This window comes from Saccharospirillaceae bacterium (genome assembly GCA_022448365.1).
Lineage (GTDB): Bacteria > Pseudomonadota > Gammaproteobacteria > Pseudomonadales > Oceanobacteraceae > Bacterioplanoides.
In genome coordinates this window covers 341,294-361,496 of sequence record JAKVCS010000005.1, presented here as the reverse complement: position 1 = coordinate 361,496, position 20,203 = coordinate 341,294, and the positions used below count along the sequence as shown (strand labels likewise).

At 47.1% G+C, this 20,203-nt stretch carries 19 protein-coding genes; 3 read left to right on the top strand and 16 right to left on the bottom strand.

Features of this window, described 5'->3' with window-relative positions; translation table 11 throughout:
* Positions 1–46: 46 nt before the first annotated feature.
* From MK185_15595 to uvrD, 3 genes are read right to left on the bottom strand one after another with little or no spacing between them, the layout of a single operon-like run.
* The gene (locus MK185_15595; protein ID MCH2042053.1) at positions 47–1,168 is read right to left on the bottom strand and encodes a TRAP transporter substrate-binding protein; all 1,122 of its coding nucleotides are present in this window, start codon (positions 1,166–1,168) and stop codon (positions 47–49) included.
* 21 nt (positions 1,169–1,189) lie between these two features.
* Positions 1,190–2,122 (bottom strand): pseudouridine synthase, encoded by a 933-nt coding sequence (locus MK185_15590; protein ID MCH2042052.1) that lies wholly within the window; start codon positions 2,120–2,122, stop codon positions 1,190–1,192.
* A gap of 30 nt (positions 2,123–2,152) precedes the next feature.
* A complete protein-coding gene (gene uvrD, locus MK185_15585) occupies positions 2,153–4,384 on the bottom strand; it encodes a DNA helicase II (GenBank protein ID MCH2042051.1) in 2,232 nt (743 codons plus the stop codon).
* Positions 4,385–4,591: 207 nt separating this feature from the next.
* On the opposite strand from uvrD, the gene MK185_15580 reads away from it, so the two are divergent.
* Both MK185_15580 and MK185_15575 read left to right on the top strand, forming a co-directional pair.
* On the top strand, positions 4,592–5,443 hold the full coding sequence (locus tag MK185_15580) for an SIS domain-containing protein (protein ID MCH2042050.1): 852 nt from the start codon (positions 4,592–4,594) through the stop codon (positions 5,441–5,443).
* 272 nt (positions 5,444–5,715) lie between these two features.
* Positions 5,716–5,901: a hypothetical protein gene (locus MK185_15575; protein MCH2042049.1), complete on the top strand. Its 186-nt coding sequence runs from the start codon at positions 5,716–5,718 to the stop codon at positions 5,899–5,901.
* A gap of 816 nt (positions 5,902–6,717) precedes the next feature.
* Here the strand turns inward: MK185_15575 and MK185_15570 are convergent.
* The 3 genes from MK185_15570 to MK185_15560 all read right to left on the bottom strand — a co-directional run bounded on the left by MK185_15570 (position 6,718) and on the right by MK185_15560 (position 9,192).
* The gene (locus tag MK185_15570) at positions 6,718–7,983 is read right to left on the bottom strand and encodes an ammonium transporter (GenBank protein ID MCH2042048.1); all 1,266 of its coding nucleotides are present in this window, start codon (positions 7,981–7,983) and stop codon (positions 6,718–6,720) included.
* Positions 7,984–8,067: 84 nt separating this feature from the next.
* A complete protein-coding gene (gene glnK / locus MK185_15565) occupies positions 8,068–8,406 on the bottom strand; it encodes a P-II family nitrogen regulator (protein MCH2042047.1) in 339 nt (112 codons plus the stop codon).
* 81 nt (positions 8,407–8,487) lie between these two features.
* Positions 8,488–9,192 carry a TorF family putative porin gene (locus MK185_15560; protein ID MCH2042046.1) on the bottom strand — a complete coding sequence of 235 codons (705 nt, stop codon included), beginning with the start codon at positions 9,190–9,192 and terminating at the stop codon, positions 8,488–8,490.
* 336 nt (positions 9,193–9,528) lie between these two features.
* Here MK185_15560 and MK185_15555 point away from each other — a divergent pair, with 336 nt between their 5' ends.
* Positions 9,529–9,768, top strand: a complete 240-nt coding sequence (locus MK185_15555) for an accessory factor UbiK family protein (protein ID MCH2042045.1) — start codon at positions 9,529–9,531, stop codon at positions 9,766–9,768.
* Between the two features lie 4 nt (positions 9,769–9,772).
* Here the strand turns inward: MK185_15555 and urtE are convergent, their stop codons facing one another.
* The 10 genes from urtE to ureC form a co-directional block, all read right to left on the bottom strand.
* Positions 9,773–10,471 carry an urea ABC transporter ATP-binding subunit UrtE gene (gene urtE, locus MK185_15550; GenBank protein MCH2042044.1) on the bottom strand — a complete coding sequence of 233 codons (699 nt, stop codon included), beginning with the start codon at positions 10,469–10,471 and terminating at the stop codon, positions 9,773–9,775.
* Positions 10,472–10,482: 11 nt separating this feature from the next.
* Complete coding sequence (gene urtD / locus MK185_15545) at positions 10,483–11,247, bottom strand: urea ABC transporter ATP-binding protein UrtD (GenBank protein ID MCH2042043.1); 765 nt, start codon at positions 11,245–11,247, stop codon at positions 10,483–10,485.
* The gene (gene urtC, locus MK185_15540; protein MCH2042042.1) at positions 11,244–12,419 is read right to left on the bottom strand and encodes an urea ABC transporter permease subunit UrtC; all 1,176 of its coding nucleotides are present in this window, start codon (positions 12,417–12,419) and stop codon (positions 11,244–11,246) included. The genes urtD and urtC overlap by 4 nt, the downstream gene beginning before the upstream one ends.
* Before the next feature lie 11 nt (positions 12,420–12,430).
* Positions 12,431–14,059 carry an urea ABC transporter permease subunit UrtB gene (gene urtB, locus MK185_15535; protein MCH2042041.1) on the bottom strand — a complete coding sequence of 543 codons (1,629 nt, stop codon included), beginning with the start codon at positions 14,057–14,059 and terminating at the stop codon, positions 12,431–12,433.
* A gap of 65 nt (positions 14,060–14,124) precedes the next feature.
* Positions 14,125–15,390, bottom strand: coding sequence for an urea ABC transporter substrate-binding protein (gene urtA / locus MK185_15530; GenBank protein ID MCH2042040.1), 1,266 nt, complete (start codon positions 15,388–15,390; stop codon positions 14,125–14,127).
* A 426-nt stretch (positions 15,391–15,816) separates the two neighbouring features.
* A complete protein-coding gene (locus MK185_15525; protein ID MCH2042039.1) occupies positions 15,817–16,044 on the bottom strand; it encodes a hypothetical protein in 228 nt (75 codons plus the stop codon).
* 19 nt (positions 16,045–16,063) lie between these two features.
* Complete coding sequence (gene ureG, locus MK185_15520; protein MCH2042038.1) at positions 16,064–16,759, bottom strand: urease accessory protein UreG; 696 nt, start codon at positions 16,757–16,759, stop codon at positions 16,064–16,066.
* Between the two features lie 274 nt (positions 16,760–17,033).
* On the bottom strand, positions 17,034–17,714 hold the full coding sequence (locus MK185_15515; GenBank protein MCH2042037.1) for an urease accessory protein UreF: 681 nt from the start codon (positions 17,712–17,714) through the stop codon (positions 17,034–17,036).
* On the bottom strand, positions 17,714–18,220 hold the full coding sequence (gene ureE / locus MK185_15510) for an urease accessory protein UreE (protein ID MCH2042036.1): 507 nt from the start codon (positions 18,218–18,220) through the stop codon (positions 17,714–17,716). Before ureE ends, MK185_15515 begins: the two co-directional genes overlap by 1 nt.
* A 265-nt stretch (positions 18,221–18,485) precedes the next feature.
* The gene (gene ureC, locus MK185_15505; protein MCH2042035.1) at positions 18,486–20,189 is read right to left on the bottom strand and encodes an urease subunit alpha; all 1,704 of its coding nucleotides are present in this window, start codon (positions 20,187–20,189) and stop codon (positions 18,486–18,488) included.
* Positions 20,190–20,203 lie beyond the last annotated feature (14 nt).

The following is a 20,203-nucleotide window of genomic DNA, read 5'->3' as shown; positions in this document are numbered from 1 at the left end:
CCCTCATATTTTATTCATCGTTAATTTTTGATCCGGAATCCAATTCTCAGTCTCGCGCGTTAATATACGCCTGTTCACTCACCGCGTGGTAAGCCTTAACCTGGTCGCGATAGTTTTTAAACGACTCATAAACCTTTTTGGTCAGCTCATCACTGGCAGAAACTTCAGTTACGACTTCATCCGACAGAACTTTTAACTTGTTCAGTACGTCTTGCGGGAAAGCACGTACATCAACGCCGTGTTTTTCTTTCAGTTCAACCAGGGCTGCGTGGTTGCGGGTCGTGTATTCATTCAGCATGTCCTGATTAATCGCCTGAGCGGCAACACGTACGATAGCCTGAAGATCTTTAGGCAGCTTATCAAATGCAGGCTTGTTAATGGTGAATTCCATCATGGAACCTGGCTCGTGCCAGCCTGGATAGTAGTAGTGTTTTGCTACTTTATACAGACCAAATGCCAAGTCGTTATACGGGCCAACCCATTCCGTTGCATCAATGGCACCGGTTTGCAGCGAGGTAAAGATTTCACCCCCTGGCAGAGTGACGGGGGTACCGCCAGCACGCTTCAGGACTTCCCCGCCCAGACCCGGGATACGCATTTTCAGACCTTTCAGATCATCAACGCTATTAATTTCTTTGTTAAACCAGCCACCCATTTGCACACCGGTATTTCCACCAGGCATCGGCAGGATATTAAACGGCGCGTACACTTCTTCCCACAGTTGCTGACCGCCGCCGTACTGAATCCAGCCGTGCATTTCCTGAGCGGTTAAACCAAACGGAACCGACGTAAAGAACTGCGACGCTGGCGTTTTGCCTTTCCAGTAATAGGCCCCGCTGTGACCCATCTCTGCAGTGCCCTGAGATACCGCATCAAATACCTGTAACGCAGGAACCAGCTCACCCGCACCATAAACTTTAACGGTTAAACGTCCAGCCGACATTTCATTCACTATTTCGGCAAAACGTTCTGGTGCCGTACCTAAACCCGGGAAGTTTTTTGGCCAGGAAGTGACCAGCTTCCATTTAAAGGTTTGTTGTTCCTGAGCTGTTTGCTGCGCTTGCGAATTTTGTGGGTCGGCACACTCTTTATTGCAGCCAGTCATGAACAACGCAGCGGCTGTGATTGCCCCCAGTCCCAGTGATTTAACGAGAGTTTTAATTTTCACACTTATTTCCTCTGTGCATTTTTATTCAGTTTTTCGTTGTTGTTCTTTATCGTCAACGTAATTGAAATCCAGTAAACGCTGACTTTCGAATGTTCTTTTCTGCGCTGTTAACGGGTCAATAAATTCCATACGCCAGGCCAGCAACTGCAATGGCTTATCAAAATCATCTGAGTTCTCCGGTTGAACATCAGGATAAAATTGATCGTTCACCAGTGGATAACCCAGATCGTTCATATGCACCCGCAACTGATGCGTCTTTCCGGTAACGGGCTGTAATTCAAACAGTGCCTGATCGCTGTTAACGGCCAAACAGGTTATTTCAGAATGCGCATTGATGTCACCCTCTACCGATTTCATTCGAAACCAGGGTTCACCTTGCTCCAGGCGGTTGTGAACAGACCAACATTGGTCCACTTCCGGTTTACCCGCTGGTTTTGTCCAACCGACTGCGCGATAAGTTTTACGGATATTTTTCGTTTCGCGAAATAGCGCATGATACCGATCACGGTTGTCAGGGTTAACCGAGAATAAAACGATACCGGCGGTTTCACGATCAATACGATGCATCGGCGCCAGTGTCGAGATACCAGTACGCTGACGCAATCGGTTTAACAGGCACTGCTCAACGTATTTGCCGGTCGGAGTAACGGGTAAAAAATGCGGTTTGCAGGCCACCAGGATTTCATCGTCCTGATAAATAATGGCTTCCTGAAACGGAATGACTGATTCCTGCTGCACTTCACGATAATAAAATACCTGCTGATTCGGCGCATAGGGATCGTCGCCTGTGACCGGCGTTTTATCCGCCCAATGTACCTTGCCATCGGCAATGCGCTGACGCCAGATATCCGCATCGATACGCGCAAAACGGACGATGAGAAAATCCAACACCGTTGCACAGTCCTTGCGATCTGGCGGCATAGTTACTTTGCAGGGATGGTGGGAAATTCCCATAGATTTCTCTTTTTCGGTTAACGTTGGTCGTTATACCAGTTCCAGCTTGGCAAAGTTGGCCACCAGCCACTTCTGCCCGGCATCATCAAAAAATACCTGAACCCGTAATCCAGGACCCTGACCTTCAAACTGCAGTACCGTCCCTTCACCAAACATTTCGTGGTAAACCCGGCTACCAAGATCGTAAGGTACGGATGAGCTTTGTTCCTGTTTGATGAAATCAGGCTGTGCCGGAGTATCAAACCCTCCGTTACGTTTCGCCGTTAATGGCCGACTCACGCTGTTTTTCAGGCGCACTTCCTGAATCAGATCCTGGGGAATTTCACGAATAAAACGAGATGGCGTACTGAAGTTTTCCTGGCCATGCAAACGGCGACTTTCAGCATGGGTTACAATTAACTGCTCCATAGCCCGGGTGATGCCAACGTAAGCCAGACGACGTTCTTCTTCCAGACCTTCGGCCTCATCCATCGACATTTTGTGCGGGAATAAACCTTCTTCCATCCCCGCCAATACCACTTGCGGAAATTCCAGACCTTTGGCCGAATGCAGCGTCATTAACTGTACCGCATCTTCGTATTCATCTGCCTGACCCTCGCCGGCATCCAACGCGGCGTTATCGAGAAATACCGCCAGATCCAGCTGGCTGGTCGGTTCTTCTGCTGCGCTATCCACTTCATCGGATGGCAGGTAATCGCCGGTTTCAAACTGACGCGCGGCATTAATTAATTCTTCCAGGTTGTCGAGGCGCGCCTGACCTTTTTCACCTTTCTCTTTTTTGTGATGATCGATCAAACCGCTCTGACTGATGGTCTGATCGACAATTTCATGCAGCTTTAACTCTTCGATACCAACACTCATTTCATCGAGTAAATCGACAAAGTTCTGCACGGCTGTTCCGGCGCGTTTGGGCAACAGACCCAATGAGACGGCCTCGTTAGCTGATTGCCATAAAGAACAGCCCTGCTCACGCGCATGACTGCGCAAAATTTCTACCGTCTTTTCACCAATCGCACGGGCGGGCACATTAATGACCCGTTCCATCGCTGCATCGTCTTGTCGGTTTAACAGCAGACGTAAATACGACAATGCATTTTTAATTTCCAGACGCTCATAAAAACGCTGCCCGCCATAGATACGGTAGGGAATACCAGAACGCAAAAACGCTTCTTCCAGGGTGCGCGATTGGGCATTGGAGCGATACAACACCGCCATTTCAGTGCGCTGGCGACCATCACGTGACCATTCGTCCACCAGATCGGCGATATAGCGGGCTTCATCCTGTTCGTTGAAGGCACTGTATAAACGGATCGGTTCGCCTTCAGCCCCTTCGGTCATCAGGTTTTTACCCAACCGTCCCTGATTATTGGTAATTACCGCGTTGGCGGCGGCAAGAATATTGGCGGTGGAGCGATAATTCTGCTCCAGCTTAATCAGCTCTGCACCAGGGAAGTCTTGCTGGAAGTTACGGATATTATCGATATTGGCACCACGCCAGCCATAGATCGATTGATCGTCGTCACCAACCGCCATGACTGACACTTTGTCGCCCGCTAACAGGCGAATCCAGGCGTATTGGATATTGTTGGTGTCCTGAAATTCGTCGACTAAGATGTGGCGGAAGCGTTGCTGGTAATGTTCCAGCAGCTCCGGATTATGCAGCCACAATTCGTGGGCACGAAGAAGAATCTCACCAAAATCCACCAGACCGTTTTGCTGGCAATTTTCTTCGTAGATGGAATAGACCGTGCGTAGGGTTTCCTGAAACGGATCGGCCGATGGGATCACATGAGCTGCGCGACGGCCTTCGTCTTTCTGACCATTAATAAACCACTGGATCTGCTTGGGCGGAAAACGGCTATCGTCGATGTTGTGCGCTTTCATCAGACGTTTGATTAAACGCAACTGGTCATCGCTGTCGAGAATCTGGAAGTGTTGTGGCAGCTTGGCTTCCCGCCAGTGTTGCTTTAATAAGCGATGTGCCAGGCCGTGAAAGGTGCCGACCCATAAACCATTGGCGGGCACATTTAACAGCTCCTCCAGTCGGCCACGCATCTCTTTCGCTGCTTTGTTGGTGAACGTCACCGCCATCACCGCAAACGGCGACACATTTTCAACATTCAACAACCAGGCAATACGCTGCACCAATACCCGGGTCTTACCCGAACCAGCACCCGCCAGTACCAATTGGTGTTTGGAAGAGGCAGCCACCGCGTTGCGTTGGCCATCGTTTAGATTATCGAGCAGTAATGAAATATCCATGCAGGCGAGTTTATCAGAATCGCTGCCTGAATTTCATACATTCAGTGTACTTTTACTGTATAAATTTCCAGCACTATACTGGCCAATACCCCATCTGTTTTATCACTAGCACTGCGACGTAATTCACTTATAATCCGCGAAGTTAGTGACCTTTCACTACAATGGAAGTTACCAAGAATTAACCACTGCTGGCTGTGCGAGGCTGATTTGAGACAAAGTCCGGTACTGACTGAAATTGCGGCTGCAATCCCGAACCTGCGTAAATCTGAGGTTAAGGTGGCCGAGTACGTGCTCAAAGCACCGGAGCAGGTGATGCATATGCGTATTGTCGACCTGGCTCAGGAAGCCCAGGTCAGCGAGCCAACCATCGTACGTTTTTGTCGTGGCATTGGCTGTAACGGCTTTCAGGAGTTTAAAGTACGCATCGCTCAGGAAATGGCGGTCGCAAACAACATCGGTCAATTCGCCATTGTCGAAGACGATAGCATTGAAGATATCTGCGATAAAATTGCCGACACCACCATCCAGCGACTGCATCAGGTAAAATCTCAGTTAAAATCCAAGCAGATTGCCCTGGCAGCCAACGCCCTCAGCACTGCCAGTCGCGTAGAGTTTTACGGCTTTGGTGCATCGGGCGCCGTTGCTACCGACGCGCAACACAAATTCTTCCGCTTACAGGTTGCTACCGCCGCCTACAGTGACCCGCACATGCAATCCATGTCGGCGGTGACTCTCGGTGAAGATGATGTGGTCGTTGCTATTTCTCAAAGTGGTCGCACCAAAGACTTATTGCATACCGTTCAACTGGCACAACAACACGGAGCTCAGGTGGTTAGCCTGGCGCCTGCGAATACATCGCTGAGTCTGGCCGCTGATTTACCCATTCACATTAATATTGAGGAAGATACTGAGCAATTTACGCCGATGACTTCCCGCATTGCCCATCTGATGATCATCGATATGTTGGCCGTCGCCGTGACCCAGCGACGTGGTCCGGAGTTTGCCGAACATTTAAATGCCATTAAGCGCAGCATTAAATCGCTGCGTATTGAGAACTAACCCCCCCCAGGCTGGACAATATACGCCATTATTAAGAAATGCCGTTTAGTTTTTTATCAGTTGATAGCCAATATTCGGACGCCAATTTATCTGCTCTTTCAGCAGCCCAGATATCATAAGGGCTAGGTTTATTTATCATACGTTCATTCAGTATTTTGTATGATTGGCTCTGTGTTTTTTTGATGTCATGCTAGCGAAACAAATAACAAGAAAAATCATAGCTCCGGTTTAGCAGACCTCACTGACTGTGATCAAACAGAAGGAATAGAACAATGGAAGCAGCTATCAAGTTCGAAGGCCACGAGGAAGTTGTATCGTTCGACCAGAACGGCAATGTGGTAGTCAATAAAGAATCACAAATGTCTAAAAAATTAATGGCGAGACGAGCCATTGAAGCTCATCGGGAGCGCAAATGCCTGGAGTCTGATCTGGACGATTATTATTTCGAAGACATGTAATAGCGATATAAAGCCCGAAATAAATTTTCTATTAACAACCATGTTAATGAAACAAATAAACAGCCCTAAACTGATTATTTGTTTCATTAATATTAAAATAATTAATAGAATTAAATGCTAATTTTATTAATTTCAAAGTTAATTAGTTCCCCACCTTAATATCTAATATTAATTTCCTATATCTGTATTAATTGGTGTTAAATAAACAAGACACATCCGCTAAAATTTCTATATCAATCATCTATGCAACCTTATCGAATACAAGGTTTTTAAAATGCCGTCCTCTAAACTGTTACAGACTGTTCCTGTTCTTTTATTTTCGTCCTTAGTTCAAGCTCAACCGATTACTGGCGTATATGACAGTAGCCATAAATTTCCGACAAACCTCGGCAAGGAGTCAAACCAGATACTGTTGACCTACCGCTCTTTTAATAACTCAGTTGCCATGAGTGCGTGTAAATATCACTGCCGAACTGAGTATCTTAACAATGAAAGGACGAACGACGAGGTTAAGAAGAAAATCTACAAGAGTTTGTCGGGGAATCGTTTGATTCAACTAAATAATGTTCAATGGTTGTACCTGACCAGTGATAAGCAGTCCCGCCTATTCACTCTGGGGGATCATACGGAGCAAAACCTGTATTCACTAACGACAGCAGTAAAGGCAGTAAAAAAACAGCATTCGGCTTTATTTGATCCGGCTCAATAACCGTAATCAAGAATACAGCCTCCGGTTATTGATATTCAGAAAACAAAAAAACCGCTCTGACTACTCAGAGCGGTTTTTTTATCAGCATGTTGCTGTCGTATCAGGAATTACTTGGTAGTGAATTCCGGGTACGCTTCCATACCACACTCAGACAGATCCACACCTTCATACTCTTCTTCTTCAGTTACACGCAGACCCATCACAACTTTGATGATACTCCATACGATCAGAGACGCTACGAATACCCAAGCGAAGATAGTGATTGCACCGATCAGCTGACCAGAGAAGCTAACATCACCGTTTGTCAGAGGCACAACCATCAGACCGAACAGACCAACAACACCGTGTACAGAGATCGCACCAACCGGATCATCAATCTTCAGTTTATCCAGAGTCAGGATAGACATTACAACAATCAGACCACCTACAGCACCAATCAGAGTTGCTTCGAACGGTGTCGGCGTAGAAGGTTCAGCAGTAATTGCTACCAGGCCAGCCAGTGCACCGTTCAGAGCCATAGTCAGGTCAGCTTTACGGAACAGGATGAAGGCCAGAATCAGGGCGCCGATTAAACCACCAGCCGCAGCAGCATTGGTGTTTGTGAATACCACCGCTACAGAGTGAGCATTAGAAATATCACCCAGTTTCAGTACAGAGCCACCATTGAAGCCGAACCAACCCATCCACAGGATGAAAGTACCCAGAGTCGCCAGCGGCAGGTTAGCACCAGGAATAGCGCGAACTTCACCATTAGGACCGTACTTACCTTTACGTGCACCCAGCAGTAATACACCCGCCAGAGCCGCTGCAGCACCAGCCATGTGAACAATACCGGAACCTGCGAAATCAGAGAAACCTAAGTCACCCAGGTTGTACAGGCCAAATACATCGTTGCCGCCCCATGTCCAGCCACCTTCCAGTGGGTAGATAACACCGGTCAGAACCACAGCAAATGCCAGGAAAGCCCACAGCTTCATGCGCTCAGCAACAGCACCAGAAACGATCGACATTGCAGTTGCAACAAAAACAACCTGGAAGAAGAAATCAGAAGCACCGGAGTAGATAGAACCACCCTGGAAACCGTCTTCGCGAGCAGCAAAGTCAGACAGAACAGCCGCAGAATCAACCTCGGTAATACCTGACAGGAAGTAGCCGCCACCGTACATAATTTGATAACCACACACCATGTACATGGTGCAAGAGATCGCAAACAAAGCGACGTTTTTGGTCAGAATTTCAGTGGTATTTTTAGAGCGGACCAGACCCGCTTCCAGCATGGCGAAACCAGCCGCCATCCACATTACTAATGCGCCACACACCAGAAAATAAAAGGTGTCCATGGCGTATTGAAGTTCGTAAATATTATTTTCCATAACAAGCCCCCCGCATTAGGCTTTGATGTTATTCGATATCTTTTTCACATCGGTTCAACAGCAACCGATGCTGAAGAACAAAAATTAAATAGCGTCTGCGCCGGTTTCACCGGTACGGATACGAATTACTTGTTCCAGAGTGGTCACGAAGATTTTGCCGTCACCGATCTTACCTGTGTTTGCTGCCTTGGTTACCGCTTCGATAACTTTCTCAGCCAGGTCTTCAGCAACCGCTACCTCGATTTTTACTTTTGGCAGAAAATCCACCACGTATTCAGCGCCACGGTACAGCTCAGTGTGACCTTTCTGACGACCAAAACCTTTTACTTCAGTAACAGTGATGCCCTGAACACCGATCTCAGACAGCGCTTCACGCACGTCGTCCAGTTTGAACGGCTTAACTACAGCAGTAATGAGTTTCATAGAAAACTCCTTGTCTAAATGCTTTGAGAATATTCAGTATTTTCAATAGCCCATGCGGGGGCACGGGCTATTGTATGCTTTTTACAGCTCAATAGGCAGGCTGTATGAAACAACTACTTTCAGGTCTTCATCCTGACCAGCTTCGCCTTTGTCCAGATCAGCACTTTGAGCAACAACTTTAGACAAAGTGAAGCTCAGGTTATCGTTTGCTGCATAGCTGACGTCCAGGTGAGTGTAATCTTCGTCACCATCATCTGCTTTACCCAGAGTTGCAGAGTAATCACCCATGCCATACCCCAAGGTGAAGTAAGAGTAGTCATCGTTACTTTCAGCACCAACAGGAACATAGTAAGAAAACGAAGCTCCAGCATAACCAACGCTAACAATTACGTCGGCTAAGTCGAAAATTGTGCTGCGTGCATCAGCATTACTTCCATTGCCGGAAATGTAATCTTCAGAAGCTGATGGATATATGTAAGTCCAGGCGCTGATGTCATAGCTGAAATCACCAGCTTCACCACCGTAGCCCAGGTAAAGATCGTATTCGTTGCCTCCGGTAGAATCACCACTTGAAGCCCAAACACCTGCGTAAGCGCCGTTGGAACTTACAGACAAATCACCAGAGAACGCCGGAGCACCGCTAGCACCAGTCAGATCCTGACCACGCCACAGGTACATATTGGCAATAGCTGCCGATGCAGATACTTCAACCTCTGCTTGTACTGCAGGTACCGCAGCAGCAGTCATAACACCAGCCAGAGCAATCGCTTGAGACAGTTTTTTCATAGTTCTTTTCCTTCACAGTTAAATCAAACTTATTTAATAGTCAGTGCTGTCGCACCGTTTTAATTCTGTGCTTAGGTCTTAGCAGCCGTTGTGCCAACTTTTTTAAAGTACATAAATTCAGGCACTTACAGCGATGATTGCGAATTTTGATGAGAAAAGTGATTCCATACTGGTGCACAATGCAATTTTAGGCACCAGTTTGGTTCACTCGACCAACATGATTCGCACCACATCAGAGCGCACCAAAAGCGTGCGACTCATAACGGCGCAAGATGCTGTAACATGCAATTCGCTGTTACAATATGCACCAAAATTCACTGATACAGAGCCGCAACCATGATTAACCCTGCACAAATCAAACAAATGGCCGATGAATTTCTGGAGAAGCTGCCGATGCCTGGCATTCCCGAAGATATGAAGCTAGCAATGCGTAGCCAGCTGCAATCCATGTTAACCAACGCCAACCTGGTCACTCGCGAAGAGTTTGAAGTGCAACTTGAAGTACTGCGCCGCACCCAGGCCCAGTTAGCCGAGCTGGAGCAGCGCTTAGTAGAATTAGAAAATAAAGACGCCTGAGTAATCAGATAGCCAGCAGTTCCCGGGCTTGTTCTGACGTTTTAAGCTCGTGACCTGCACCCGCAGCAACCACTCTGCCGCGCTCAAGGATAATAAAGTCGTCAGCCAGTTCCGCGGCAAAATCCAGATACTGCTCGACCAGCACAATGGCCATTTCGCCGCGATCACGCAATAATTCGATAACGTGCTGAATGTCTTTGATGATCGAAGGCTGAATACCCTCGGTCGGTTCGTCCAGAATCAACAGCTTCGGTTTTAGTAATAATGCCCGGGCAATCGCCAGCTGTTGTTGCTGGCCACCGGATAAATCCCCGCCGCGACGTTTCAACATTTGTTGCAGAACCGGAAACAAAGCAAAGACTTCAGGGTCGATGCGACGCTGATTACGCGGCAATGCGGAAAAGGCCGTCTGCAGATTTTCTTCCACGGTCAGTTGAGCAAAGATATCCCGCCCCTGTGGTACGTACGCAATTCCCTGACGAGCGCGATCAGCTGGTGCAACACCATCCAACGGCTGATCCAGCCATCGAACCTGTCCACTCATACTGTCCAGCTGACCAGATAACGCTTTCATCAATGTGGTTTTACCCACACCGTTGCGACCAAGAACACAGGTCACTTTACCAATTTCAGCCTGCAAACAGACATCATATAATGCCTGGCTGGCACCGTACGCGACGTTTAATTTATTAACTCTTAACATAATCGTCGCTCCTACCTGCCTAAGTACTTTTCAATCACGTCTTCATTCGCTTTTACTGAGGCTAACGATCCTTCAGCCAAAACGCTGCCTTCATTCAGAACCGTGACGCGGCAATCCAGCGCATCGATAAAGTCCATATCGTGCTCAACCACCATTAACGAATGGCTTTTCGCTAGTTGTTTGAACAGCTCAGCGGTTTTCATGGTTTCTTCGTCCGTCATACCGGCAGCGGGTTCGTCAATTAACAGTAACTCTGGCTCCTGACCGAGTAACATACCGATTTCTAACCATTGCTTCTGACCGTGAGACAAATTCCCCGCCAGATTATGCACCTGGCTTTCCAGATCAATCATGCCGAGAATTTCCTCCAGTTTATTGCTTTGACTGGAAGATAACTTATGACGCAATGCCTGCCAGACAGAACGACCACCTTTTAACGACATTTCCAGGTTTTCGAAAATCGTCAGACTTTCGATGACACTGGGCTTCTGAAATTTACGACCAATTCCAAGGTTTGCGACAGCGGCTTCATCGTACTGAGTCAGATCAAATTCATCATTGAACAGCAACGTGCCGCTATCTGGCTTGGTTTTGCCCGTAATCACATCCATCATGGTGGTCTTCCCTGCACCGTTGGGGCCAATAATGGCGCGCATTTCTCCTGGCTCGATACACAGAGATAAAGAATTGAGCGCTTTAAAACCATCGAAGCTGACACTGACACCATCAAGATAGAGTACCGATGCATTTTCAATGTGTTGGGTCGCTAAGCTCATGCTTTACCTCCGTTGGCCAATTCGGTCACAGTGTCATCGTCGTTATCCGGCATCGTTTTTTCAGCGCGTTTTTCGTTAAACTGATGCCATAAGCCAACCACGCCTTTCGGCAGATATAACGTCGTTAATACAAATAATCCGCCTAGCAGGAATAGCCACAACTCTGCAAAAGCACCGGTAAAATAGGTCTTGGCGTAGTTCACCAGAAAGGCGCCAATCACAGCTCCGTATAACGAACCCCGACCCCCTACCGCTACCCAAATAATGATTTCGATCGAGAAAATGGGCGCAAATTCGCCAGGATTAATAATACCGACCTGAGGAACATACAACGCACCTGCGACGCCGGCCAACATGGATGAGACGACAAATACGAATAACTTATAGTTTTCAACACGGTAACCCATAAAGCGTGTTCTGGATTCCGCATCGCGAACCGCAACCAGCACCCGGCCCAATTTCGAATCCACAATAAAACGACTGATCAAATATCCCAGGACCAGTGCTAACGCAGAAGCAACAAACAAGGCTGCGCGCGTGGTATCAGACTGCAAATCAAACCCGAGAATATCTTTGAAGTCGGTTAAACCGTTGTTACCACCAAATCCCATGTCATTGAGAAAGAACGCCAGCATCAGGGCATAAGTCAGCGCTTGAGTAATAATCGACAAATACACGCCTGTTACCCGGGACCGGAACGCCAGAGCACCAAAAACAAAGGCAAGAATACCGGGAGCGGCCAACATCATAATGACGGCAAACCAGAACTGATCGAAACCAAACCAATACCAGGGTAATTCCGTCCAGTTAAGGAACACCATAAAATCAGGCAGTTCGGGGTTACCATAAACACCACGGTCACCAATCTGGCGCATCAAATACATCCCCATGGCGTAACCACCTAACGCGAAAAATGCTCCATGACCCAGGCTGAGAATTCCGCAATATCCCCAAATTAAATCAACCGCTAACGCTAATAAGGCATAACACAGATATTTGCCTAACAAAGTCATGGTATAAGTCGAAACGTGAAACAGCGATCCTTCCGGAAATACCAAATTACAAGATGGAATGATCACTGCGAGTATCAGAATAGCTTTGACCAGACGTTGTCCGGCAGGATCATTTGCCAGCACAGAGGTGAGCGGTCCAAGTTTTAGTGTATTCATCATAATCTCCTTACTTAACCCTCTACCGCCCGACCTTTAAGCGCAAATAAGCCGCGAGGTCGCTTTTGTATAAACAAAATTATAAATACCAGTACCAGGATTTTTGCCAGAACAGCACCAGCAATCGGTTCGAAGAATTTATTCGCAACACCCAGTGACATCGCTGCGACCAGAGTGCCCCACAAATTACCAACGCCACCAAATACCACCACCATAAAGGAGTCGATAATATAGGCCTGACCTAAATTCGGACCCACATTGGTCAGCTGACTCAGAGCAACACCAGCAATACCGGCGATGCCCGATCCCAAACCAAATGTCAGTGCATCGACCCAACCGGTCCGGATTCCCATTGAGTTTGCCATTGGACGATTCATAGTGACGGCACGCATCTGCAAACCGAACAAGGTACGTTTCAGCACCAGAGCAAGCACCGCGAGCACCAGCAAACTGAAAATAATGATGTATAAGCGGTTGTAGGTGAGCTCAAGCGCTGGATTTATCATAAAGGTGCCTGCCATCCAGTCCGGTGTAACAACATCACGGTTTAACGGGCCAAAAACAGAGCGTACCGCTTGCTGTAACACCAGGCTGATACCAAATGTCGCCAATAACGTTTCCAGTGGGCGGCCGTATAAATGACGAATAACCGAACGCTCGATTAATACGCCAACCAATCCGCTCACCAAAAACGCCGCAGGCACAGCAACCACCAGGGATAGTCCTGTTGATTCCGGCATCAGTTGCTGTATGACGTAAGTGGTATAAGCGCCCAACATAATCATTTCGCCATGGGCCATATTAATAACACCCATCACACCAAAAGTAATCGCAAGTCCGATTGCGGCTAACAGCAGTACAGCACCCAGCGAGAGGCCAAAATAGAGATTTTCAGCATAACTGTTGATCTTCAGCAGCTGATCAATGCTATCGATTGTTTTTTCAGCCAAGACATATTCTGCGCTACGGCTTTGTTTTTCTTCATCGCTGAATTCGTTAATAAACTGACTCAATGCTACCCGGACTTCCGGATACAAAGATCGTTCCATTGCGATGATTGCAGACAGGCGAACATCTTCTTTATCGCTGGCCAGTTGTTTAATCGCTAAATTAATTCTTAGAATGTCGACAATTTCTTTGGATTTTTCCTGATTAATCAGACTTTGCAGTATTTCGCTATTCACTGTTTTGCTATTTTTCAACAGGTCTCGCGCGGCATCAAAGCGTTGTTGTTCCGTACCGCTGGAAATTCGCACCAGTGCGAGTGCTGACCGTATTTTTTTACGCAGAGCATTATTAACACCGATTTTTTTGAATTTTCGCTTACCGGTATTTTCAACAGTCTGATTCCCGAAGGCAGTAACAATACCATTCTCTGATTTGAATGAATCAACCAAAACAAGTAATTGATCGGATTTTCGGTAATATAAATCAGAACGAACCAAAGCATTCAATATCGTTACTTTGTATTCGTCACCGGAGGCCGATATTGAATCAATAATGCCGGCTTTTTGTTTATAACTGGCTTTTACCAATTGTTGTGAAATCGCTTCTAATGAATCATCAATAGCCCAAGCCTGAGCTACAGAAAAGCATAGTAATGCCAGCACCAGGGAAATTCTGGCAGGAAAGAAGTGTCGCATGGGAGTATCCGTGTAAAAGCGCCGGGCTAACACTCAGCCCGGCATAGAGTTCAATAAGCTATCGCTTATTCTGCAGCAACAGAGCCACCACCACAGGTTTTCGTCACTGTGTTGTAGTTGCCGCAGCTAACCGGTGCTGTCCAATCAGAAATCAGATTGGCAGATTCTGGCAGGTAATCGGTCCAGGCATCGCCTTTAACCACTTCATCGGTTTTCCAAACAATATCAAATTGACCATCATCCTGAATTTCACCAATCAGAACGGGCTTAGAGAGGTGATGATTTTCGTTCATCTTCGCCACACCACCCGTCAGGTTAGGTACCTCAAGGCCGTACATAGCGGCACGAACTTTATCCACATCTTCACTCTTGGCTTTCTCAACCGCTTTTGCCCACATTTTAAAACCAATATAGGTGGCTTCCATCGGATCATTGGTCACACGATCATCGTCTTTGGTGTAGCCCTGCCACTGCTCAATAAACTGGTCATTCACTTCCGAATCAGCACTCTGGAAGTAGTTCCAGGCGGCCAGATGACCAACCAGCGGTGAGGTATCAAAACCAGATAATTCTTCTTCACCCACAGAGAAAGCAACGACTGGAATGTCTTCAGCACTGATGCCCTGGTTCGCCAGTTCTTTATAGAAAGGCACATTAGCATCACCGTTTACTGTTGAAACAACGGCTGTTTTCTTACCCGCGCTACCAAATTTTTTGATATCAGAAACAATCGTTTGCCAATCGCTATGACCGAATGGTGTGTAGTTCACCATGATGTCTTTTTCTGCAACACCCTTTGATTTCAAATAGCTTTCGAGAATTTTGTTGGTCGTACGTGGATACACATAGTCGGTACCTGCCAGCACCCAACGCTCTGCACCCACTTCATCCATCAGGTAATCGACCGCAGGTATCGCCTGTTGGTTTGGCGCTGCACCGGTATAAAAGACGTTATAAGAAGACTCTTCACCCTCATATTGAACCGGGTAAAATAATAAGCCATTTAACTCTTCTACCACTGGCAAAACTGATTTTCGGGACACGGAAGTCCAACAACCAAAAATTACATCAACATCTTCTTTCTCTAACAGCTCACGGGTTTTCTCCGCAAACAGAGGCCAGTTAGAAGCCGGGTCAACCACAACAGCTTCCAGTTTTTTTCCTAATAATCCGCCTTTCTTATTCTGTTCTTCAACCATCATTAAAACAGTATCTTTTAATGTCGTTTCAGAAATTGCCATTGTTCCAGATAAGGAGTGCAGAACCCCAACTTTTATCGTATCTGCAGCGTTGGCCAGACTTACACCTGCAGCCAATGCACTGATTGCCATTACTTTTCCAGCAGTTTTCAGAATATTCATTCCAGCTTTTTTCATGATCATTCATCCTTTTATGCGGATTATTTAAATGGTGCCACCGAAGTGGATACGTTATTTAAAAGATTTAAATCTTCGTATGAACAATGCAGAGCAAAGCGTGTACCAGTTTTATATGCGCCTGTTTTTAAAGCATTCTTTGTATAATTTGGGGCATTCTCTCCCTTTTGATAATAAATATGACCGAGTCGCGCACCAGAGATAATCATTGAGCAACCCAAATTCACCATGCTGGTGCGATAATTGATAATTCTAATTAGAAAGTACCAGTTCAAAAAATAAAAAGCCGGCAATTGCCGGCTTTTTATTTTTTGAACAACAGAAATGTCATCTTTGTCAGTGAGGGCGCTGGATCTTTTAGCCTGTCACGACGGTCAGCACTCAGAAATTTTCAGAGTCTTCTGAATTTTTAGGTTTCAGTACTTTATACCCGACAACAGCAACAGCAACCCCTGCAATGATCATCGCCAGATGATCTGGTTGGGTTAACTGATGAATCAGATTGGCCACAATCCCTCCAACTGAATAGCTGTGGTCTGCATGAGCGAATGTTTCAACAGAAGCTGCTAAGCCAGCAGCTGTCAGCAGTGATTTTTTTGCGATAGTCATTTAACGTTCCTCTTGTCATTTATTCAGAGCGAGTCGAAGCAACACTGCCATCTTTTGACGGATCATGGCCCGGAATCATCGTTGCCAGGGCAGGTTCTATGGATTCACGTTTTTCCAACATGCCATGATCGATGATAAAGCGAATAATTTCACCGATACCCTTCGTCGTCTCGACATTGGCCAGCACAAAGGGGCGATCACCGCGCATCCGGCGAGCGTCGCGATCCATGATTTCCAGAGACGCGCCAACGTGTTCAGCAATGTCTACTTTATTAATAATAAGCAAGTCAGACTTGGTAATACCCGGACCGCCTTTGCGGGGGATCTTATCACCAGCGCATACATCAATCACATATATTGTTAAATCTGACAGTTCCGGACTGAAGGTTGCTGATAAATTATCGCCACCACTTTCGACCAACACCATCTCCAGACCTTCGTGTGTATCCTGAAGTTGCTTTACAGCGGCCAGGTTCATGGAGGCATCTTCACGAATAGCAGTATGTGGACATCCGCCCGTTTCAACACCCAGGATACGATCTTCTTCCAAAGCTTCCTTACGCATCAGAAACTTTGCATCTTCTTTCGTGTAAATATCGTTGGTTACCACGGCAATATTGTAATGCTCACGCATGGTCTGACAGATTTTTTCCAGCAGTGCGGTTTTACCGGAACCAACCGGGCCACCCACGCCTACACGTAATACTTGTTTCATTTTTCCTACCTGATTTTTCGTCATTTCTAATGTGAAATATTGATGGTATTGGCGAGAGCGATAAATCACAGACCGGTGATTTATAAGCCTTCATGGACGAACATATAGCGCCCCAACAGCCGGCATCTCAACATTTCATTTATACCAACCGGGATACTAAGACGGAGACTCTCCCAGACGAATCAACCAAAGCCACACCCCGGTGGTCTTGGTGCTCTTGCAACATCCTGTTGCTACTTTGGAAAAGCAACCATCCTATAAATCTCCGCAATTTTTAGGATCGAAACAAACGAGAATATTGTTGCTCGTGCAACGACGACGCCATCGCCAACCCCATCAATCCCGTTCCGATTTGTTCATCCTCAATCGTGTTTGCCGCATCACATACCCGCGTTAATAGTGGAATGATTTGCTGCAGAATTTTCTGGCCATCCGTTTGCCCCATTGGCATCGCCTTACTGGCACAGGCAATCTGATTTTCTACCCAACTCCAGGCAAAGCCCAATAACGCCGTTTGCTCATCAATATCCGACAACACTGCCGCCAGTGCATTCATGGCGACCACCGTCGGCTGAGGACAATGCTCTAAATACCCCTTACGTTCTGGGTTCTGGCCGAGGTGCCACTGAGCAAATGCACCACCTACCTGAACATCTTCCAAATAGAGTTCTTTGGTTTCCCGGAACGACAATAATGTTTGGTTCCATGAATTCACGGCTTCAAAATCATGGCTTTTCCAGGCTCGATAAAGACGCAGATAAAGCGGCAGATCGAGCTGGCCAATACCAAACTCAAAACTGTGCTCAATCCACTGCTGTACGTCATCACGACTTTTACACCAGTCTTTATCCAGTGCGTATTCCAACCCTTGCGAATACGCAAACGCTCCCACCGGTAACGCGGGGCTGGAAATATGCAATAACGCTAATAGAGAAGCCGCATTTCGCTCGGACATCAGTGATTGTGCTCTTGATTGTGCGCATGAGCATGATCGTTGTCACTCGGATGGTGATGATGGCCACCGGTACCCGGAGCATAGGCACCGTTTTCCGGCTCAAAGGTAGCAAGTTCATGGGTCACATGAATCCCTAACCCATGCAACATATCATCTAACACATAGTCTTCCTGATAACGCAGGAAACCCTCTCCTATTTGTAACGGCACATGGCGATTACCTAAGTGATAACAGCCTCGGGCAAACAACATTGGGTCTTCGATGTATGCGATCGATACTTTTTCGCTTTCCGCATTCACAATTAAACAATCGCCGTCTGGGTTAGTTAAAACCGTGCCATGACGCAGAACCTGGCCGCGCTCTATCTGAATCCCGGCATCCATACCAGACTCCGTTTTAATTTTCAGGCGTCCCCGTTTTCGATCATCAAATGTGAGGCATATAACTTCCGCAGCAGGCGCATCGGAAGGAGCCATGTTTTCTGCTAATTGAGTAAAGATTTTCATAATTTACTTCTGATTCTATCTTCTCAAAGTCAGGCTTAATTATTTGTACCCAACACGCCGTGAATCCGTCCCTGGAGGCTCGTCCGCAGCACCCCTGCAGCCGAGGGTTGTTTACCAAATAATCAAACCTTACTTTATTGTTTTCAGTTACAGCATTAGCGAAGCAGTCAATGCAAGGCAAAAACTGACGAAGAAGCGGATTTTATACATCATAAATGAGCATTCTGAGTCAGTTTTTAACGCCGCTGTGATCATGCAGCTCGCTCTAGAACAAGTAGTAGCGCTGTGCCATCGGTAACTCCGTCGCCGGCTCACATTTCAGCTCGACACCATCGGCCGTCACCACATAAGTCTGAGGGTCTACCTCCAGCACCGGCTGGTAGTCATTGAGTTTCATATCAGCCTTACGAATTGAGCGGGTATCACGCACACCACTTAATTGTTTTTTCAGGCCCAGATATTCGAGCGTGCCTTTTTCTAACGATGCTTTAGAAACAAAACTGATGCTGGTTTCGTGTACCGCTTTCCCCATCGCACCAAACATTGGACGATAGTGAACCGGTTGCGGTGTTGGAATCGAGGCATTCGGATCGCCCATCGGAGCACCGGCAATCATGCCGCCTTTTACGATCAGCGACGGTTTCGTTCCGAAAAAAGCAGGTTTCCATAAAACTAGATCCGCTAATTTACCGACTTCAATCGAACCAACTTCGTGAGCAACACCCATGGTGATGGCCGGATTAATCGCGTATTTAGCGATATAGCGCTGACAACGGAAGTTATCGTTATCTGCGGAGTCTTCAGGCAGGGGGCCACGCTGTACTTTCATTTTGTGCGCAGTTTGCCAGGTACGGGTAATCACTTCACCGACACGGCCCATGGCCTGAGAATCTGAAGAGATCATGCTGAACGCACCCAGGTCATGCAGAATATCCTCAGCGGCAATGGTTTCGCGACGAATACGGGAGTCGGCAAATGCTACATCTTCAGGAATATTCGGATCTAAGTGGTGACAGACCATCAACATATCCAGATGTTCGTCAACAGTGTTCACTGTGTATGGGCGAGTCGGATTAGTGGAAGACGGCAGCACATTATCCGAACCGCAGGCTTTAATAATGTCCGGTGCGTGACCACCGCCGGCTCCTTCGGTGTGGTACGTGTGAATCACGCGATCTTTAAATGCTGCCAGCGTGTCTTCAACAAAGCCGGATTCGTTTAACGTGTCGGTATGGATCGCCACCTGCACATCGTATTCTTCGGCAACGGATAAACAGTTGTCGATCGATGCCGGTGTGGTTCCCCAATCTTCGTGCAGTTTTAAACCGATCGCACCGGCTTCAATTTGTTCATTTAAAGGGCCGGGCAAACTGGCATTCCCTTTACCTAAAAAACCAATATTCATAGGTAAGTCTTCAACCGCTTGCAGCATCTTACCGATATGCCATGGGCCTGGTGTGCAGGTAGTTGCGTTCGTACCGGTTGCCGGCCCTGTGCCGCCACCCAACATGGTGGTAACACCACTCATCAGTGCTTCTTCTACTTGCTGCGGGCAAATAAAATGAATGTGCGCATCGATACCACCCGGTGTCACAATCTGGCCTTCGCCTGCAATCACTTCGGTCCCGGCACCCACTTCAATAGTGACACCTTCCTGGGTATCCGGGTTACCGGCTTTACCAATGGCAGTAATGCGCCCGGCTTTTATTGCGATATCGGCTTTTACCACGCCCCAATAATCGAGAATTAATGCGTTAGTGATAACAGTATCCGGCACATCGACGCTGAGTGCCTGACTTTGGCCCATGCCATCACGAATCACTTTTCCGCCACCAAATTTCACTTCATCGCCGTAAACGGTGTAATCTTTCTCCGGCGAAATAAATAACTCAGTATCGCCCAAACGGACTTTGTCACCCACTGTTGGGCCGTACATATCGGCATAAGCGCGACGATCAATTTTAGCCATCTTGAATTCCCCTT

What these genes read in the sequence shown, in the direction of transcription:
- MK185_15525 (MCH2042039.1), bottom strand. Translation starts at nt 16,044, where the DNA reads ATGACTATCGCAAAAAAATCACTGCTGACAGCTGCTGGCTTAGCAGCT.
- ureC (MCH2042035.1), bottom strand. Translation starts at nt 20,189, where the DNA reads ATGGCTAAAATTGATCGTCGCGCTTATGCCGATATGTACGGCCCAACA.
- urtB (MCH2042041.1), bottom strand. Translation starts at nt 14,059, where the DNA reads ATGCGACACTTCTTTCCTGCCAGAATTTCCCTGGTGCTGGCATTACTA.
- ureE (MCH2042036.1), bottom strand. Translation starts at nt 18,220, where the DNA reads ATGAAAATCTTTACTCAATTAGCAGAAAACATGGCTCCTTCCGATGCG.
- MK185_15560 (MCH2042046.1), bottom strand. Translation starts at nt 9,192, where the DNA reads ATGAAAAAACTGTCTCAAGCGATTGCTCTGGCTGGTGTTATGACTGCT.
- glnK (MCH2042047.1), bottom strand. Translation starts at nt 8,406, where the DNA reads ATGAAACTCATTACTGCTGTAGTTAAGCCGTTCAAACTGGACGACGTG.
- MK185_15555 (MCH2042045.1), top strand. Translation starts at nt 9,529, where the DNA reads ATGATTAACCCTGCACAAATCAAACAAATGGCCGATGAATTTCTGGAG.
- MK185_15570 (MCH2042048.1), bottom strand. Translation starts at nt 7,983, where the DNA reads ATGGAAAATAATATTTACGAACTTCAATACGCCATGGACACCTTTTAT.
- MK185_15515 (MCH2042037.1), bottom strand. Translation starts at nt 17,714, where the DNA reads ATGTCCGAGCGAAATGCGGCTTCTCTATTAGCGTTATTGCATATTTCC.
- urtD (MCH2042043.1), bottom strand. Translation starts at nt 11,247, where the DNA reads ATGAGCTTAGCGACCCAACACATTGAAAATGCATCGGTACTCTATCTT.
- urtA (MCH2042040.1), bottom strand. Translation starts at nt 15,390, where the DNA reads ATGGCAATCAGTGCATTGGCTGCAGGTGTAAGTCTGGCCAACGCTGCA.
- urtE (MCH2042044.1), bottom strand. Translation starts at nt 10,471, where the DNA reads ATGTTAAGAGTTAATAAATTAAACGTCGCGTACGGTGCCAGCCAGGCA.
- urtC (MCH2042042.1), bottom strand. Translation starts at nt 12,419, where the DNA reads ATGATGAATACACTAAAACTTGGACCGCTCACCTCTGTGCTGGCAAAT.
- MK185_15575 (MCH2042049.1), top strand. Translation starts at nt 5,716, where the DNA reads ATGGAAGCAGCTATCAAGTTCGAAGGCCACGAGGAAGTTGTATCGTTC.
- ureG (MCH2042038.1), bottom strand. Translation starts at nt 16,759, where the DNA reads ATGAAACAAGTATTACGTGTAGGCGTGGGTGGCCCGGTTGGTTCCGGT.
- MK185_15590 (MCH2042052.1), bottom strand. Translation starts at nt 2,122, where the DNA reads ATGGGAATTTCCCACCATCCCTGCAAAGTAACTATGCCGCCAGATCGC.
- uvrD (MCH2042051.1), bottom strand. Translation starts at nt 4,384, where the DNA reads ATGGATATTTCATTACTGCTCGATAATCTAAACGATGGCCAACGCAAC.